The organism is Arthrobacter sp. Y3223151 (assembly GCF_059091125.1).
On the sequence record NZ_JBNHGI010000014.1, the window covers coordinates 69366 to 85223 of the forward strand.

Genomic DNA, 15858 nt, shown 5'->3' on the forward strand with positions numbered 1-15858 from the left:
AATTCCGGACCCCGACCGAGACGTATTAGTGTGATGTCATGACCACTCCAACTCCAGGACAGGGCCCCGCGCCGTCTTCCGTCAGCCTCCGCGGCGCCGTCGACCTGTCCGCGCTGAAAAAGCCGCAGCCGCCGGCGGGAGGCATGCCGGCCGCCCCCGGCGCGCCGGCAGCGGGTGAAGGCGAAGCTCCGGGCTACATCGTCGAGGTCAACGAGCAGAGCTTCCAGCCGCTCGTCCAGCTGTCCGCACAGGTCCCCGTGATCGTGGAACTGACCGCGTCGTGGAGCGACCTGGCGCAGCAGCTGGCCTCCGCCATGGCGGAGGTGGCGAACGAGTTCGCCGGCCGCTTTGTGCTGGCCAGGGTTGACGTCGATGCCAGTCCCGGCATCGCCCAAGCCTTCCAGCTGCAGAGCGTGCCGGCCGCCGTGGCACTCCTGAAGGGGCAGCCGATCCCGCTGTTCCAGGGGGCGGCGACGGCCGACGAGCTGCGGCAGTTCGTCAACGAGCTGCTCAAGGTGGCACAGGCCAACGGCGTCACCGGCACCGCGCCCGGTGCGGGGGAGGCCCCGGCCGAGGAAGAGAAGCCGCTGCCGCCGCTGCACCAGGAAGCGTTCGAGGCCATCGAGGCCGGCGACTTTGATCGCGCCGCCGCGGCGTACCAGAAGGCGCTGGCCGAGCAGCCGGCGGACGACGAGGCGCGCACCGGTCTGTACCAGGTCCAGCTGCTGCAGCGGCTGCAGGGGGCCGATGCGGCCGGGTTGCGCGCCGCTGCCGCCGACCGGCCCGACGACCTGCAGGCCCAGCTGGCCGTCGCCGACCTGGACATCTCGGGCGGCCACGTCGAGGACGCCTTCGCCCGCCTGGTGGGTTTCATCAGCCGCCACGCCGGGGATGAACGGGAGGCCGCCCGGGCCCGCCTCGTGGAGCTGTTCGACGTGGTGGGCAGCACCGACCCGCGGGTGTCCAAGGCACGCCAGGCTCTGGCCAGGGCGCTCTTCTAAATGGCGCAGCCTGTGGCCGGCGGCCTGTTCGAGCCGCTGAAACTGCGCGGTCTGCAGCTCCTGCACCGCGGCTGGGTGGCGCCGATGTGCCAGTACTCGGTGCGGCGCGAGGACGCGCCCGGGACGCCTAACGACTGGCACCTGATGCATCTGGGCCAGTTCGCCGCCGGCGGGGCCGCGCTGATCCTCACCGAGGCGACAGCGGTTGACGCGGCCGGCCGGATCAGTCCCGAGGACACCGGCATCTGGACCGACGACCAGGCCCAGGCGTGGGGCAGGATCACGGAGTTCGTGCACCGCTACGGCTCGGCGGACACCAAGATCGGCATCCAGCTGGCCCACGCCGGGCGCAAGGCGTCGACCTACGCGCCCTTCGCCCCGACATCCGGCTCCGTGCCGCCCGCCGAGGGCGGCTGGCGGACCGTGGGTCCGACGGCTGCCGCCTTCGGCCGCTACTCGGCGCCCGACGCCCTGGACGAGGCCGGCATCCGGCAGGTCATCGCGGACTTCCGCGACGCGGCGGCGCGTGCCGTCTGGGCCGGCTTCGACACCGTGGAGATCCACGGCGCCCACGGCTACCTGCTGCACCAGTTCCTCTCGCCGCTGGTCAACACCCGCACCGACGGCTGGGGCGGTACGGCCGCCGGGCGCGCCCGGCTGCTGCTGGAGGTGGTGGAGGCGGTCCGCGGCGTCATTCCGGACGCCATGCCGCTGCTGCTGCGCGTCTCTGCCTCCGACTGGTCGGACGGCGGGCTGGAACCGGAGGCCGTGGCCGACGTGGTGGAACAGGCCGCTGCCCGCGGCGTGGACCTGGTGGACGTCTCGAGTGGCGGCGCGGTGCACGGAGCGAACATCCCGCTGCGGCCGGGATACCAGGTGCCCTTCGCGGCCGCCATCCGGCGCCAGGCCGGCATCCCGACCGGCGCCGTAGGACTCATCACCACGGCCGCGCAGGCCGACTCCATCATCCGGGAAGGCTCGGCGGACGCGGTACTGCTCGCCCGGGCGGCGCTGCGCGACCCGCACTGGTGGCAGCGCGCCGCCGTCGAACTGGGCCACGAACTGGCGTGGGCGCCGCAATACGAGCGTGCCGCGGTGGCGGAGAAATATTAGTCCTTGCGGATGACGTCCCGGTGAACCCCCGGTTGTTAGCGTGGACACATGACTTCGCACCCATCACAACCACCGGTCCAGCAGCCGGACGAGCAGAACAGCAGCGCGGTACCGGTGCCGGACGGCGCCGCCCCGCACGGGTACCCGGCGCCCGCTGCCGCACCCACCCAAGCCCCCGCGCCCGCCCAGGCCCCCGTTCCCGCCCTGGCGGTGCGCGGCCTGGCCAAGCGCTTCGGCGACAAGATCGCCGTCAACGGCGTCAACCTGGACGTGCCCGCCGGCTCCTTCTACGGGTTGGTCGGGCCGAACGGGGCGGGCAAGACCACCTCGCTCTCCATGGCCACCGGGCTGTTGCGGCCGGATTACGGCCAGGTGTGGGTGCACGGCGTGGACGTCTGGGGCGAGCCGCTGACGGCCAAGCGCCTGATGGGCGTGCTGCCCGACGGCGTCCGGCTGTTCGACCGGCTGACCGGCGAGCAGCTGGTCACCTACGCCGGGCTGCTGCGGGGCATGGACCGGGAGACCGTGGCCGCCCGCGTACCGGACCTGCTGCGCGCCATGGACCTGACCAACGACGCCGGCACCCTGGTGGTGGACTATTCCGCCGGCATGACGAAGAAGATCGCGCTGGCCACCGCACTGATCCATGCGCCGAAGCTGTTGGTGCTGGATGAACCGTTCGAGGCGGTAGACCCGGTCTCCGCGGCGAACATCCGCGACATCCTCCACGACTACGTGGACTCCGGGGGCACGGTGATCGTCTCCAGCCACGTCATGGACCTGGTCCAGCGCATGTGCGACCACGTGGCGGTGATCGCCGGCGGCAACGTGCTGGCCGCCGGCACCGTGGACGAGGTCCGCGCCGGCGCGAGCCTCGAAGAGCGTTTCGTCCAGCTGGTCGGCGGACGGACCCAGGCGGAGGGGCTCGAGTGGTTGCGCACCTCGTAAGGCTGAAGCTGGCGCTGCTGCGCAACGGCTTCAAACGCAGCCCGTGGCAGCTGGTGGGCGTGATCCTCGGCGGCCTGTACGCGATCGGCATGCTGACCCTGCTGATTTCAGGACTGTTCTTCCTCAGTTACACGGAGCCGGACATGGCCCGCATGGTGGTGGTGCTGGGCGGCTCCGCGGCCTTCCTGGGCTGGGCGCTGATCCCGATGATGGCCACCGGCGTGGACATGACGCTGGACCCGGCCCGGTTCGTGACCTACGCCGTGCCCATGCGCCAGCTGCTGCTCGGGCTCGCCATCGGCGGCCTGGTCGGCATCCCGGGCGTGGTGACGCTGGTCGCCGCGCTCGGGCACGCGGCCGCCTGGTGGCAGCACCCGGCAGCGCTCGTGGCCGCCGTCCTGTGCGCCCTGGTCGCGACGCTGACGTGCGTGGTGCTCTCCCGCGTGACGACGTCGGCGTCCACGACGCTGGCCAGCTCGCGCCGGTTCAAGGACCTCAGCGGCGTCATCGGCATCATCCCGCTGGTGCTGCTGGGACCGATTATGGTCGGCATCGTCGAGGGGTTCCGCAGCTCACAGGACTTCCTGCCGGCCCTGACCGAGGGCCTGGCCTGGTCGCCGCTGGGCGCGGTCTGGGCCGTCCCCGGCGACCTGGCCCTGGGCAACTGGGGCGCGGCTGGCGCCCGGCTGCTCATCGCGGTGGCCTTCCTGGCCGTGCTGGCCTGGCTGTGGAAGCTCAGCCTGGCCCGTGCGCTGGTCACCCCGCCGTACAACGCCGTGTCCCGGAAAGCCGGCGGCAAACTGGGCTGGTTCTCCCGGATGCCCGGCACCCCTGCCGGAGCCGTGGCGGCGCGCGCGCTGATCTATTGGTTCAAGGATCCCCGCTACGGGGCGTCCCTGGTGTCCATTCCGCTCATACCGGTGGCGGTCTTCTTCGGCCTCTCGCAAACCGGCGATTTCACCTTCATGCTGTGGCTGGGCCCGATGATCGCCTTCCTGCTGTCCTTCGGCATCTCCGCGGACATCGCCTACGACAACACGGCGTTCGCGCTGCACGTCACCACCGGCGTGAGCGGACGGGCCGACCGGATCGGCCGGGCCGCGGCCTGCGCGGTGATCGCGCTGCCGGCCACCGTCGTGCTGACCGTGCTGCCGTTCGTGTTCATCGGCGGGTGGCACCTGCTGCCGCCCGTTTCCGGGGTGGCCCTCGGCGTGCTGCTGACCGGCCTGGGCCTGTCCAGCGTGGTCTCGGCCCGCTACACCTACAACGTGCCGCTGCCGGGGGAGAGCCCGTTCAAGACCCCGCCCGGGTCGACCGCCCGGATGATGCTGGTCCAGCTCGGCGGCCTCGGCGTGCTGGTGCTGCTCTCGCTGCCGGAACTGGTGCTGGCGCTGATCGGCGTCTTCACCGGCGACGCGCTGTGGGGCTGGCTGGCGCTGGCCGTCGGCCTCGTGCTCGGGGCGGTCCTGCTGGTGGTCGGCGTCGAGCTGGGCGGCCGCTGGTATGACCGCCGGACACCGGAACTCCTCCAGGCCGTGGCCAAAAACAAATAGCACGCCGGCGCGGCCGCAGCGGCGGGCGACGACGACGGGGGAGCCGGGCTCCGCCGTCGTCGTTCCCGTTTCAGGGGTTAAGATGGGAGGCATGAGTCTTCCCCCGGATCCTTTCGAAAACGACCCCCGCGCGCCGCAGACCCCGGGCGGGTCCACCGCGACGATCGAGCGTGAAGAACTCCGCGAAGAGCTTGAGCCCGGCGACCGCGAACGCTTTGCGCACTACGTCCGCAAGGAAAAGATCATGGAGTCGGCGCTGTCCGGCGAACCGGTGATCGCCCTCTGCGGCAAGGTGTGGGTGCCCGGCCGCGACCCGAACAAGTTCCCGGTATGCCCGGACTGCAAGGCCATCTACGAGGGCCTGCGCCCCGGCGGCGACGATTCCGGCAAGAAGAAGTAGTAACCTTTCCCTCCCCACGTGGGCGGGCGCGTCCGGTGCCCGCCGCGCTTCCCCCTGCCTGCCAAGAAAGTCAGCCCTGGTTTTTTGATGCCCGAATCCACCGCCATCCGCGCGCCCGGCGCCATGTCTGCTGCCTACCGGCCGCTGACCATCGGCCTGCTGACGGTGATCACGCTGGCGGCGTTCGAGGCGGTGGCGGTGGCGACGGCGATGCCGGTGGTGGCGGCCGACCTGGAGGGCAAGTCCGCCTACGGGCTGGCGTTCTCCATGTTCCTGACCGCTTCGCTGCTGGCCAGCGTGGTGGCCGGAGTCTGGTGCGACGCGAAGGGCCCGCGCCCGGCGCTCGCCGCGGGGCTGGTGCTGATGGTCGCCGGCCTGGTCCTGTCCGGGGTGGCCGGGGAATTCTGGATCTTCACCGCGGGCCGCGCCGTGGCCGGGCTGGGCGGCGGCTTCGCGATCGTGGCCGTCTACGTGATCATTGGGCAGGTCTATCCGCAGCGGCTGCAGCCGGTGGTCTTCGGCTGGCTGGCGGCGGCCTGGGTGGTGCCGTCGCTGGTGGGGCCGCTGGCCGCCGGCGTCGTCGCCCAGTACATTTCCTGGCGCCTGGTGTTCTACGGCGTGGCGCCGATCTTCCTGCTGGCCGTGCTGGTCATCTGGCCGCAGACCGGCAGCGTGGGAGCCCCGGAGAACCCGACCACGGACAAACGCGGCGGGCGCCTGCAGGCGATGCGGGGCCTGATGCTGGCCGGCGGCGTGTTCCTGGCCCAGTGGGCCCTGTTCGAGGCGGTCGCCGGCGGGTCCGCCGGGAAGCTGGTGCTGATGTACGCGCTGGCCGCCGGCGGCGTGGTGCTGGCCTTGGCGGCGCTGCCCAAGCTGATGCCGCCGGGCACCTTGCGGCTGCGCCGCGGGCTGCCCAGCGTGATCGCCACCCGCGGACTGATCAACCTGGCGTTCTTCGGCGCCGAGGCGTTCATCCCGCTGATGCTGGTGGCGGCGCACGGCATCTCGCCGGCGACCGCGGGCCTGGCCCTGACGGCCGGTGCGGTCGGCTGGAGCATCGGCTCCTGGCTGCAGGCACGCGTCGAGACCGCCCGGCACCGGATGCTGGTGATCGGATCCGGCATCCTGACCGCCTGCATGGGGCTGATGGCGCTGGTGTCCGCGCCGTCGGTGCCGCTCGCGGCGCTCATCGTCGTCTGGGCGCTGGCCGGGTTCTCGATGGGCATGGCCTTGTCCACCACGTCCGTGATGGTGCTGAAGCTGTCCGCCCCCCAGGAGCGCGGACGGAACTCCGCGTCGCTGCAGTTGGCCGACCAGCTGGGCGGCGTGGTGGGTACCGCCGGGGCGGGCGGACTGTTCGCGCTGCTGCGGGATCCGGACAACCCGGGCTCGGTGGGCGTCTACGTGGTCATTTGGCTGGTGCTGGCGGTGGTGGCGGCAGGCGGGATCGCCACCGGCTGGCGCAGCGCGGAACGGATTGACAACGGACAGGAACAACGGGAGGAGGCCAGCAAATGAGCAACGACACACTATTCGGCGCCGGACCGGTGCTGCCGCCGGCTTACCCGGAACGGGCCGCCTGGGGCACCGCCCCCAAACTGCGCCAATGGCAGGCCGAGGCCCTGCAGAAGTACTTCGACATGGCCCCGCAGGACTTCCTGGCCGTGGCTACCCCCGGCGCGGGCAAGACCACCTTCGCGCTGCGCGTGGCCACCGAACTGGTGGACCGGGGGATCGTCAACCGGATCACCGTCGTCGCCCCGACCGACCACCTCAAGCGCCAGTGGGCTGACGCCGCGGCGCGCGTGGGGCTGGCCATCGACCCGAACTTCAAGAACTCGGACGGTTCGCACGGCCGCGACTTCATCGGCGTCGCCGTCACCTACGCGCAGGTGGCCATGAAGCCGCTGTTGCACCGGGCCAAGACCGAGGCCGCCAAGACGCTGGTGATCCTCGACGAGATCCACCACGGCGGCGACGCCCTCAGCTGGGGCGACGGCATCCGCGAGGCGTTCGAACCCGCCGCCCGGCGCCTGGCGCTGACCGGCACCCCGTTCCGCTCGGATACGGCGGCGATTCCGTTCGTGGAGTACGCCGAGGACAAGGACGGCATCCGCCGCTCGCGGGCCGACTACACCTACGGCTACGGCAGCGCCCTGCGCGACCACGTGGTGCGCCCGGTCATGTTCATGGCCTACTCGGGGCAGATGCGCTGGCGCACCAGTTCGGGGGACGAGTACGCCGCGTCGCTCGGCGAGGCCGCGGTCACCAAGGACATCACGGCGCAGGCCTGGCGTACGGCGCTGAACCCGCAGGGCCAATGGATCCCGTCGGTGCTGGCGGCAGCCGACAAGCGGCTGACCGAGGTCCGCCGGGCCGTGCCCGACGCCGGCGGGCTGGTGATCGCCACCGACCACGAGGACGCGCGGGCCTACGCCGGCCAGCTGAAGAAGATCACCGGGGAATCCGCCACCGTCATCCTTTCCGACGACGCCGGTGCCTCCGAAAAGATCGAGGCGTTTTCCGCCGGCGACAGCCGCTGGATGGTCGCCGTCCGCATGGTCTCCGAAGGCGTGGACGTGCCCCGGCTCTCGGTCGGGGTCTACGCCACCTCGACGGCGACCCCGCTGTTCTTCGCGCAGGCCGTGGGCCGCTTCGTGCGCGCCCGGAAGCGCGGCGAAACGGCGTCGGTGTTCCTACCGTCGGTGCCGAACCTGATGGAACTGGCCAACCAGATGGAGCTGGAGCGCGACCACGCGCTGGACCGTCCGGACAAGGACAACGACGAGGGCTTCATTCCCGAAGAGGCCCTGATGGAGCAGGCCAACCGGGAAGAGTCGGCATCGGACGCGCTCACCAAGCAGAAGTTCGAGGCGCTGGATTCCCAGGCGTCCTTCGACCGCGTGCTGTTCGACGGCGCCGAGTTCGGCACCGGGGGCGAGCTCGGCAGCGAAGAGGAACTGGACTTCCTGGGCATCCCGGGGCTGCTGGACGCGGAGCAGGTGGGCATGCTGCTGCGCCAGCGCCAGCAGGAACAGCAGTCGCGCAAACGCAAGCCTTCGGGCGGGGCCGCGGATCCCGAGCCGGCCCCTGCCGTGGTTGACCACCGGCAGCTGACCGAACTGCGCAACCAGCTGGCCAAGAACGTGTCCGCCTGGTCGGCGCGCTCCGGCATGCCGCACGGCGTGGTCCACTCCGAGCTGCGCCGGGTCTGCGGCGGCCCGCCGGTGGCCCAGGCGAACGAGGAGCAGCTGAACAGGCGCCTGAAGAAGCTCCAGGACTGGTTCATCGGCCGGAAGTAGCCGGCCGCCACGGCCTGGCATGGCTGCCGGTCGTGGTCGACGCGGGTTTCGGTCGGGGCCCGCATGGCCGTGGGGCAGCCCGAAGCCAGTGACGGCGCAGCGTCCCGCCCGGCCTGGAGCCGAGGTCGGGGGATGGCTGCGAAGTCAGGGCATATAAACGGTGATCTCGCAGCCCGACCCTGACCTCGCGATGAGGTCAGGGGGTGCGGCTTTGGTGATCTGGACGCGTGCCCCGGACCTCGTGGGCGGGACGCGGGTTTTGCCCACGTCGCGGGGGCCGGAGGCCGGAATCGCTAAGCGGCGCATCGCTGAGCGAGGAACGAGCGAGGCGTCTAAGCCGCGTGCAATTCCGGCGCAGGCCCGCCCTGCTATTCGATGACGTCGATGCCGTAGTCGCTGAATTCGGCCAACGTCTTCTCGACCCGCCCGGCATTGATGCCCGCCGACAGTGCCAGGTTGACGGCGGTGGCGTACCCGGCCTGCGCGGCATCGAGGGCGGTCTGGCGGACGCAGTAGTCGGTCGCCAGCCCGGCCACCACCACCTCGTCCACCCCGTGCTCCTGCAGCCAGTCGTCCAGGCTGGGCATCTCGACCTGCTCTTCCTCCTCGTCGCCCTCGCGCTCCCCGGTGGCCACCTCGTCCGCCGGTGCCAGCAGTCCGTCGAAACCGGAGTAGCCGGCGTCGTACTGGCCCTTGCGGAAGTAGGCGTCGATCCGGTCGGTGTCCAGGTCGGGATGCAGGTCTGCCCCGCGGGTACCGGCGACGCAGTGCCGGGGCCAGCTGTCCACGAAGTCCGGCTCGTCGGAGAAGTGGCTGCCCGGATCCACGTGCCAGTCCTGGGTCGCCACCACGACGTCGTATTCGTCCGGCCGGGTCTCCAGGTGCTCGCTGATGTCGGCGGCAGTTTTCGCCCCGCCGTCGACGGCCAGGGCGCCTCCCTCGCAGAAGTCGTTCTGGACGTCAACGATGATCAGTGCGCGTGTCATGGCTGCTCCTCGAATTCGGTGGGAATGGCGGCCTCGCCCCGCTGCAGCCGGTTAACGGCGCCGGGCAGCTCGGCCATGGAAGCGGTGTGGCGTTCAGCGGCGCGGCGGACGCCCTCGGCGCCGGTCCAGCCGTCCGCCAGCTTGCCGTTCGTGACGAACTGCTGCAGCAGCGGGCGGTCGTTGCCGTCGTCGAAAGGCGGATGGCCGATGCCGACCACCTCGGCCGTGGCGGACCCGTGCCCGTCCAGCCGGCGCAGCGCGTATTTGCGTCCGCCGACGGAGATCTTGTTCTTCGACGCCTTCGCCACCGACGCCTGCTCGCCGTTGCTGCCCTCGCGGCTGACCAGCTTGTAGACCATGCTCGCGGTGGGTGCGCCGGACCCGGTGACCAGCGCGGTGCCGACGCCGTAGGAGTCCACCGGAGCCGAGGCGAGAGCCGCGATCGCGTATTCGTCCAGGTCCGAGGTGACGGTGATGCGGGTGTGGTGGTTGCCCAGGTCGTCCAGCAGCTGGCGCACCCACTGAGCCTGGGCGATGAGGTCGCCGGAATCGAGCCGCACGCCGCCCAGTTCCGGACCCGCCAGGTCCACGGCCGTACGGACGGCGATTTCGACGTCGTACGTGTCCGCCAGCAGGGTGGTGCCCACGCCCAGCGAGGCCAGCTGCGCCTCGAAGGCCTGCTGCTCGGTGTCGTGCAGCAAGGTGAAGGAATGGGCGGCGGTGCCCACCGTCTTGACGCCGTACCGGTAGCCGGCTTCCAAGTTGGAGGTGCTGGAGAAGCCGCCGATCACCGCGGCCCGGGCGGCGGCCACCGCCGATTCCTCGTGCGTGCGCCGGGACCCCATCTCGATGCACGGCCGGCTGCCGGCCGCCCCGGTCATCCGCGAGGCGGCCGAGGCGATGGCGCTGTCGTGGTTCAGCACGGACAGGATGAAGGTCTCCAGCACGCAGGCCTCGGCGAAGCTGGACTCCACGACCAGGATCGGCGAGTACGGGAAGTAGGCCTCGCCCTCGGCATAGCCGTAGATGTCGCCGGAGAAACGAAAATCGGCCAGCCAGTCGATGGTGCGCGCGTCCACGACGTCGGTGCGGGCCAGAAAATCCAGCTGGTGCTCGGAGAACGTGAAGTGTTCCAGGCCTTCCAGGATCCGGCCGGTTCCGGCCACCACGCCGTACCGGCGGCCTTCCGGCAGCCGCCGGGCGAACGCCTCGAAGACCGAACGCCGGTGCGCTGCGCCGGAGTGCAGGGCGGCCTGGAGCATGGTCAGCTCGTAATGGTCGGTGTACAGGGAGGTGCTGGGGTGCGCCCAGCCGGCTGCAATGTTCACATCCCCGACTCTAATCCTGTTTCGCCCTCCGGGCAGTTTCGTGCCGCCGTCGCCGCCCGGGCGGTTTCGTGCCGACGTCGGGCCGTCCGCAGGTCCGCCGCCGTCGCCGACCGGGCGGTTCCGTCGTGCCCCCGTCGTGCCGCCGTCGGGCCGACCGGGCGCTTCCCTGCCCCCGTAAGGCCGGCCGGGCCCGCCCTGCCTACAATGGAAGCCATGACCGTGAGCATCCTTCCCTCCTGCACAACCGTGCTGGACTCGGATATCGAGACGTCCCGCCGCGCGGAATCCGCCGAACTTACGGCCAAGGACACCCCGTGGGTGGTGATCGTGTGGAACGACCCGGTCAACCTGATGAGCTACGTCAGCTATGTCTTCCAAAGCTACTTCGGCTATTCGGAAACCAAGGCCCGCAAGCTGATGCTCGAGGTGCACCAGCAGGGCAAGTCGGTGGTGGCCACGGGCAGCCGCGAGCAGGCCGAGCAGGACACCGTGGCGATGCATTCGTTCGGCCTGTGGGCCACGTACCAGAAGGCGGACCAGGCGTAGATGGCCAAGGCATTCAAGCACACGCGCAAGGGAATCACCGGGTTCCTGGAGCCCGCCGAGCGGGACCTGATCCGGAAGCTGTTCGCGGACGTCGTCGCCATGCTGGAAGTCGACCGGCAGGACGAGGACCCCCTCGCGGCGATCGTGGGTCTGGACATGGATGCCGCCAAGCCGCGGGACCCCGCGCTGCTCCGGTTGCTGCCGGATGCGGTGGAGCACGACGACGGCGAGGCCCTGGAGTTCCGCAAGCTCACCGAACGCACGCTGCGGGAGGACAAGCTCGGGGCGCTGCGCGCCAGCGCGCTGCTGCTCGAACAGACACCGCTGCACCTGACCGACGAGCAGGCCCGGCTGTTCGCCCGGGCCGTGAACGACGTCCGGTTGGTGCTGGCCGAGCGGCTGGAGCTCCGCACCGATGAGGACGCCCAGGCCCTGCATGAGATTGATGACTGGTCCCAGGCCGAGGACCTCGAGACCTATCTGGCGCTGGTCTACAACTTCATGACCTGGCTCCAGGAGACCCTGATGCAAGCGCTGCTGGACGGGCTGGACCACCCGTCGGGCCGGCATCGCTGAGCCACGCCTCGGCGCGCCGGCACCGCTGAGCCACGCCACGCCGGGCCGGCACCGCTGAGCCACGCCACGCCGGGCCGGCACCGCTGAGCCACGCCACGCCGGGCCGGCACCGCTGAGCCACGCCCCGTCGGGCCGGCACCTGTAACCCGAGGCCCGGACATCGCGAGGCCATGCCCCGCGGCGCCGAGGCCGCGGACCCCGGGACGGGCCACACCCTTCCACGAGGCCACGCCCTGCTGCGCCCCGGTCGGGAGGTCACCTGGTCCGCGAAGCCAGGCCCTGCCGGGAGGCCGCCGTCGGCTGGGAAACACTGTGAGATGGCTAACAGAAGCCGTACGGAAGTTCGCCCAAGCGCCCGCCGACGCCTATCCTCTAGAGAAATATGAGCCCCGGAAGGCAGTGACATCCCGATGTTGATCCAACCCGCAGCTCCGATCGGCATCTTTGATTCCGGGGTGGGTGGGCTGACCGTGGCCCGCGCAGTGATAGACCAGCTGCCCAACGAATCCATCTTGTACGTCGGCGACACCGCAAACGGCCCCTACGGACCGCTGCCGATCGCCGAGGTGCGCGCGAACGCGCTGGGCGTGATGGATGAGCTCGTGGACGCCGGCGTGAAGCTCCTCGTGATCGCCTGCAACTCCGCCTCCGCCGCCGTTCTGCGCGACGCCCGGGAGCGCTACACCGCCCGCTACGGCATCCCGGTGATCGAGGTGATCCAGCCGGCCGTCCGCCGCGCGGTCGCCTCCACGCGGAGCGGCAAGATCGGCGTGATCGGCACCTCGGCCACCGTCGGTTCCCGCGCCTACGAGGACACCTTCGCCGCCGCACCGCACCTCGACGTGACCTCCGTGGCCTGCCCCCGGTTCGTCGAATACGTGGAGGCCGGCGTGACGGCAGGCCAGGAGCTGCTGTCCACCGCCGAGGAGTACCTGGAGCCGCTCCGGCGCGCCGACGTGGACACGCTGGTGCTCGGCTGCACCCACTATCCGCTGCTGACCGGCGTGATCTCCTACGTCATGGGCGACGGCGTGACACTGGTTTCCAGCGCGGAAGAGACCGCGAAGGACGTTTACCGGTCCCTGGTGTCCCACGATCTGCTGCGGCCGGAGGGGACGCCGGGCCGGCACCACTTCATTGCCACCGGCGACGCCGCGTCCTTCGAGGTGCTGGCGCGCCGGTTCCTGGGGCCGGAGGTGATCGCCGTGGAGCATGTGGAGCACGTGGCGGCGCACTATCCCACCGGCAGCATGGCCAGGATCACCCCCGAGATGGTCGCCGCCGCGCGCGCAGGAGGGCAGGCAGGCCCGAAAGTTTCGCCGTTTGCCGGTGCGTCCGGGCAGTACAACCCGGGGGAGCGGGCATGAACCTGACCATCATCGGCTGCAGCGGTTCGTTTCCCGGGCCGCAGTCCCCGGCGTCGTGCTATCTGGTCAGCGCCCACGACGGCGAGCGGACCTGGCGCATCCTGCTGGACCTGGGCAACGGCGCCCTGGGCACCGCGCAGCGCTACATGGCGTTGGAAGATATCGACGCCGTCTTCCTGAGCCACCTGCACCCGGACCATTGCATGGACCTGTGCGGCCTGCACGTGGCGGTGCGCTGGAATCCCGACGGCTGGACCAAGGGCCGCATCCCCGTGTGGGGGCCGGCCGCCACGGCGGACCGCATGGCCACCGCCTACGGGCTGGAATTGGATCCGGGCATGAAAGAGGAGTTCGACTTCCACGTTTGGGCGGAACGGGAACCGGTGAAGCTGGGCCCGTTCACCATCACGCCGTATCCGGTGCGCCACCCCGTTGAGGAGGCCTACGCGATCCGGGTCGAGGCTACGGAGCCCACGCCCGAGGGGCCGGTCACGCGGGTGCTCGCCTACTCCGGTGACACCGACAGCTGCCCCGAACTGGTCGAAGCTGCCTTCGGCGCGGACATGTTCCTGTGCGAGGCTGCCTTCCACGAGGGACGCGACGACGCCGTCGACGGCGTGCACCTCACCGGAAAGCGGGCCGGCGCCGCTGCCACCGAGGCGCAGGTCCGGCGGCTGCTGCTGACCCACCTGCCCGTCTGGAACGACTCGGTGCGCACCGTCGAGGAGGCCCGCGAAACCTATGTCGGCGATCTCGCGGTCGCGGTGGCCGGCGTCAGCTACGTCGTCTGAGCGGCGGCGGGGCGGTGGCGGCGACGTCTTACGAGCGGCTGCGGCAGAGTCGGCCGAAGACGCCTGAGCGGCAGCCAAGCGGTGGCGGCGGCGTCTTACGCGCGGCCGCGGCCACCGCGAGCCGATAGGGTGGACTCATGATTGATGTTGATCCCGGTTCCGCCATGCCCGCTGCCGCCGCCCGCGCCGACGGCCGGACGCCCGAGCAGTTGCGCCCAATCAGCATCACGCGCGGCTGGTCCAACCAGGCCGAAGGATCGGCGCTGATCGAGTTCGGCAACACCCGCGTGCTCTGCACCGCATCGGTGACCGCGGGCGTGCCGCGTTGGCTGAAGGGCGAAGGACGCGGCTGGGTGACGGCCGAATACGCGATGCTTCCCCGCGCCACGAACACCCGTTCCGACCGCGAATCCGTCAAAGGCAAGATCGGCGGCCGCACGCACGAAATTTCCCGGCTGATCGGCCGCTCGCTTCGCTCGGTGATCGACACCAAGGCGCTGGGGGAGAACACCATCGTCTTGGACTGCGACGTGCTCCAAGCCGACGGCGGCACGCGCACCGCGGCCATTACCGGCGCCTTCGTGGCCCTTGCCGACGCCTTGCACTGGGCGAAAGAGCAGAAGCTGATCGCCCGTTCCGCCCGCCCGCTCACCGATACCGTCGCCGCCGTGAGCGTCGGCATTATCGATGGCGTGCCGATGCTGGACCTGCCCTACGTCGAAGACGTGCGCGCCGAAACGGACATGAACGTGGTGGTCACCGGATCCGGCCAGTTCGTGGAAGTCCAGGGCACCGCCGAGGGCGCGCCGTTCGACCGTGCGGAACTCGACGCGCTGCTGGACCTGGCTCTTGCCGGCACTGCCCAGTTGGCCCAGATCCAGCGGGACACGCTGGCGGAGACACTGGGAGAAGTCATTCGTGGCTGACACCGGGGCGGCAGGCGCCGGCCCCGGCGGAGCGCCGGACGCCGGGCAGGAGATCGAGCCCCGGCTGGTCTTGGCCACCCGCAACCAGGGAAAGCTGCGTGAATTGCGTGACCTGCTGCGCGGCCAGATACCGGGGCTGGACGTGGATACCCAGGTGATCGACGCTGCCACGGCAGGGGTCCCGGACGTTGCCGAAACCGGTCTGACCTTCGCAGAGAACTCCCTGTTGAAGGCACGCGCCGTGGCCGAAGCCACCGGACTGGTCGCGGTGGCCGACGACTCGGGTCTGGCGGTTGACGTACTCGGCGGGGCACCCGGCATCTTCTCGGCCCGCTGGGCCGGGAAACACGGCGACGACGAAGCGAACCTGCGCCTGCTGTTAAACCAGTTGTCCGACATCGCGCCCGAGCATCGCGGGGCTGCGTTCGTCTGTGCAGCAAGCGTCGTGTCTGCGCGCCTCGAAGCCGTCGAGGAGGGCCGTCTGGCGGGCACCCTGCTGGCCCAACCGCGCGGCTCCGGCGGATTTGGCTACGACCCCATTCTGCAGCCAGCGGGGATGGACCGCAGTTGCGCCGAACTGCGGCCGGAGGAAAAGAACGCTATCAGCCACCGCGGCCAGGCGTTCCGCGCGCTGCTGCCTCACATAGTGGCGGCACTCGGCTAGGAATCGGAGAGGCCGTGCCGCAGCGCAGCCGGGGACCCGCCGTAGCGGAGGGGCCACTATCGGCGGCTTGCGGACCCCACACCTGCGGCCTGACCGCTTTCTGCGGAGGATTTCTGCATCCTCCGAAACTGTCAGTGGCGGCGGATAGCCTGTTTTCAGTAGCAGTTCAGCACCATCGTTGGCCGCCGGGCAGTGGTTTGCCGGTGGCGTCTGCGGATCCGTCCAGGGTTCGTGACCGCTCGTAGTCGAGGCCATGCAGCACGCATGCTGAAGATTGAGACGCTGAGATGTTTGATCCGGCCATACCCGAACCTCCCGCCGCGGCAGCGCTTGCGCCAGTATCGTCTGCCGGCAGCG

General features: G+C 70.5%; 15 protein-coding genes. 13 read left to right on the forward strand and 2 right to left on the reverse strand.

What is annotated here, in order from left to right:
• Positions 1-38: 38 nt before the first annotated feature.
• The 7 genes from AC5RUP_RS15485 (at position 39) to AC5RUP_RS15515 (ending at position 8317) form a co-directional block, all read left to right on the forward strand.
• The gene (locus AC5RUP_RS15485; RefSeq protein ID WP_494158725.1) at positions 39-1001 is read left to right on the forward strand and encodes a tetratricopeptide repeat protein; all 963 of its coding nucleotides are present in this window, start codon (positions 39-41) and stop codon (positions 999-1001) included.
• Positions 1002-2114, forward strand: coding sequence for an NADH:flavin oxidoreductase/NADH oxidase (locus AC5RUP_RS15490; RefSeq protein WP_494158726.1), 1113 nt, complete (start codon positions 1002-1004; stop codon positions 2112-2114). It abuts the gene before it with no gap.
• Between the two features lie 48 nt (positions 2115-2162).
• The gene (locus AC5RUP_RS15495) at positions 2163-3062 is read left to right on the forward strand and encodes an ABC transporter ATP-binding protein (protein ID WP_494155092.1); all 900 of its coding nucleotides are present in this window, start codon (positions 2163-2165) and stop codon (positions 3060-3062) included.
• Positions 3044-4615: a transporter gene (locus AC5RUP_RS15500; RefSeq protein ID WP_494158727.1), complete on the forward strand. Its 1572-nt coding sequence runs from the start codon at positions 3044-3046 to the stop codon at positions 4613-4615. Before AC5RUP_RS15495 ends, AC5RUP_RS15500 begins: the two co-directional genes overlap by 19 nt.
• 91 nt (positions 4616-4706) lie before the next feature.
• Complete coding sequence (locus AC5RUP_RS15505) at positions 4707-5015, forward strand: DUF3039 domain-containing protein (protein ID WP_493979734.1); 309 nt, start codon at positions 4707-4709, stop codon at positions 5013-5015.
• A gap of 87 nt (positions 5016-5102) precedes the next feature.
• Positions 5103-6533: an MFS transporter gene (locus AC5RUP_RS15510; protein WP_494158728.1), complete on the forward strand. Its 1431-nt coding sequence runs from the start codon at positions 5103-5105 to the stop codon at positions 6531-6533.
• Entirely contained in the window at positions 6530-8317 is a 1788-nt protein-coding gene (locus tag AC5RUP_RS15515) for a DEAD/DEAH box helicase (protein ID WP_494154504.1), read from the forward strand. Before AC5RUP_RS15510 ends, AC5RUP_RS15515 begins: the two co-directional genes overlap by 4 nt.
• Before the next feature lie 368 nt (positions 8318-8685).
• Here AC5RUP_RS15515 and AC5RUP_RS15520 read toward each other — a convergent pair whose 3' ends face one another.
• Together AC5RUP_RS15520 and AC5RUP_RS15525 are read right to left on the reverse strand one after the other, a co-directional pair.
• Entirely contained in the window at positions 8686-9303 is a 618-nt protein-coding gene (locus AC5RUP_RS15520; protein WP_494092327.1) for an isochorismatase family protein, read from the reverse strand.
• On the reverse strand, positions 9300-10631 hold the full coding sequence (locus AC5RUP_RS15525) for a nicotinate phosphoribosyltransferase (RefSeq protein WP_494154505.1): 1332 nt from the start codon (positions 10629-10631) through the stop codon (positions 9300-9302). Before AC5RUP_RS15525 ends, AC5RUP_RS15520 begins: the two co-directional genes overlap by 4 nt.
• 213 nt (positions 10632-10844) lie before the next feature.
• Between AC5RUP_RS15525 and clpS the strand changes: the two genes are divergently transcribed.
• The 6 genes from clpS (at position 10845) to rdgB (ending at position 15501) form a co-directional block, all read left to right on the forward strand.
• Positions 10845-11177 carry an ATP-dependent Clp protease adapter ClpS gene (gene clpS, locus AC5RUP_RS15530; protein ID WP_494154506.1) on the forward strand — a complete coding sequence of 111 codons (333 nt, stop codon included), beginning with the start codon at positions 10845-10847 and terminating at the stop codon, positions 11175-11177.
• The gene (locus AC5RUP_RS15535; RefSeq protein ID WP_494092325.1) at positions 11178-11753 is read left to right on the forward strand and encodes a DUF2017 domain-containing protein; all 576 of its coding nucleotides are present in this window, start codon (positions 11178-11180) and stop codon (positions 11751-11753) included. It abuts the gene before it with no gap.
• Positions 11754-12163: 410 nt separating this feature from the next.
• On the forward strand, positions 12164-13120 hold the full coding sequence (gene murI, locus AC5RUP_RS15540) for a glutamate racemase (protein WP_494067168.1): 957 nt from the start codon (positions 12164-12166) through the stop codon (positions 13118-13120).
• Entirely contained in the window at positions 13117-13911 is a 795-nt protein-coding gene (locus AC5RUP_RS15545; protein WP_494067167.1) for an MBL fold metallo-hydrolase, read from the forward strand. The genes murI and AC5RUP_RS15545 overlap by 4 nt, the downstream gene beginning before the upstream one ends.
• Positions 13912-14048: 137 nt before the next feature.
• A complete protein-coding gene (gene rph, locus AC5RUP_RS15550) occupies positions 14049-14837 on the forward strand; it encodes a ribonuclease PH (protein WP_493979743.1) in 789 nt (262 codons plus the stop codon).
• A gap of 52 nt (positions 14838-14889) precedes the next feature.
• Entirely contained in the window at positions 14890-15501 is a 612-nt protein-coding gene (gene rdgB, locus AC5RUP_RS15555; protein ID WP_494154775.1) for an RdgB/HAM1 family non-canonical purine NTP pyrophosphatase, read from the forward strand.
• The last annotated feature ends 357 nt before the right edge of the window (positions 15502-15858 follow it).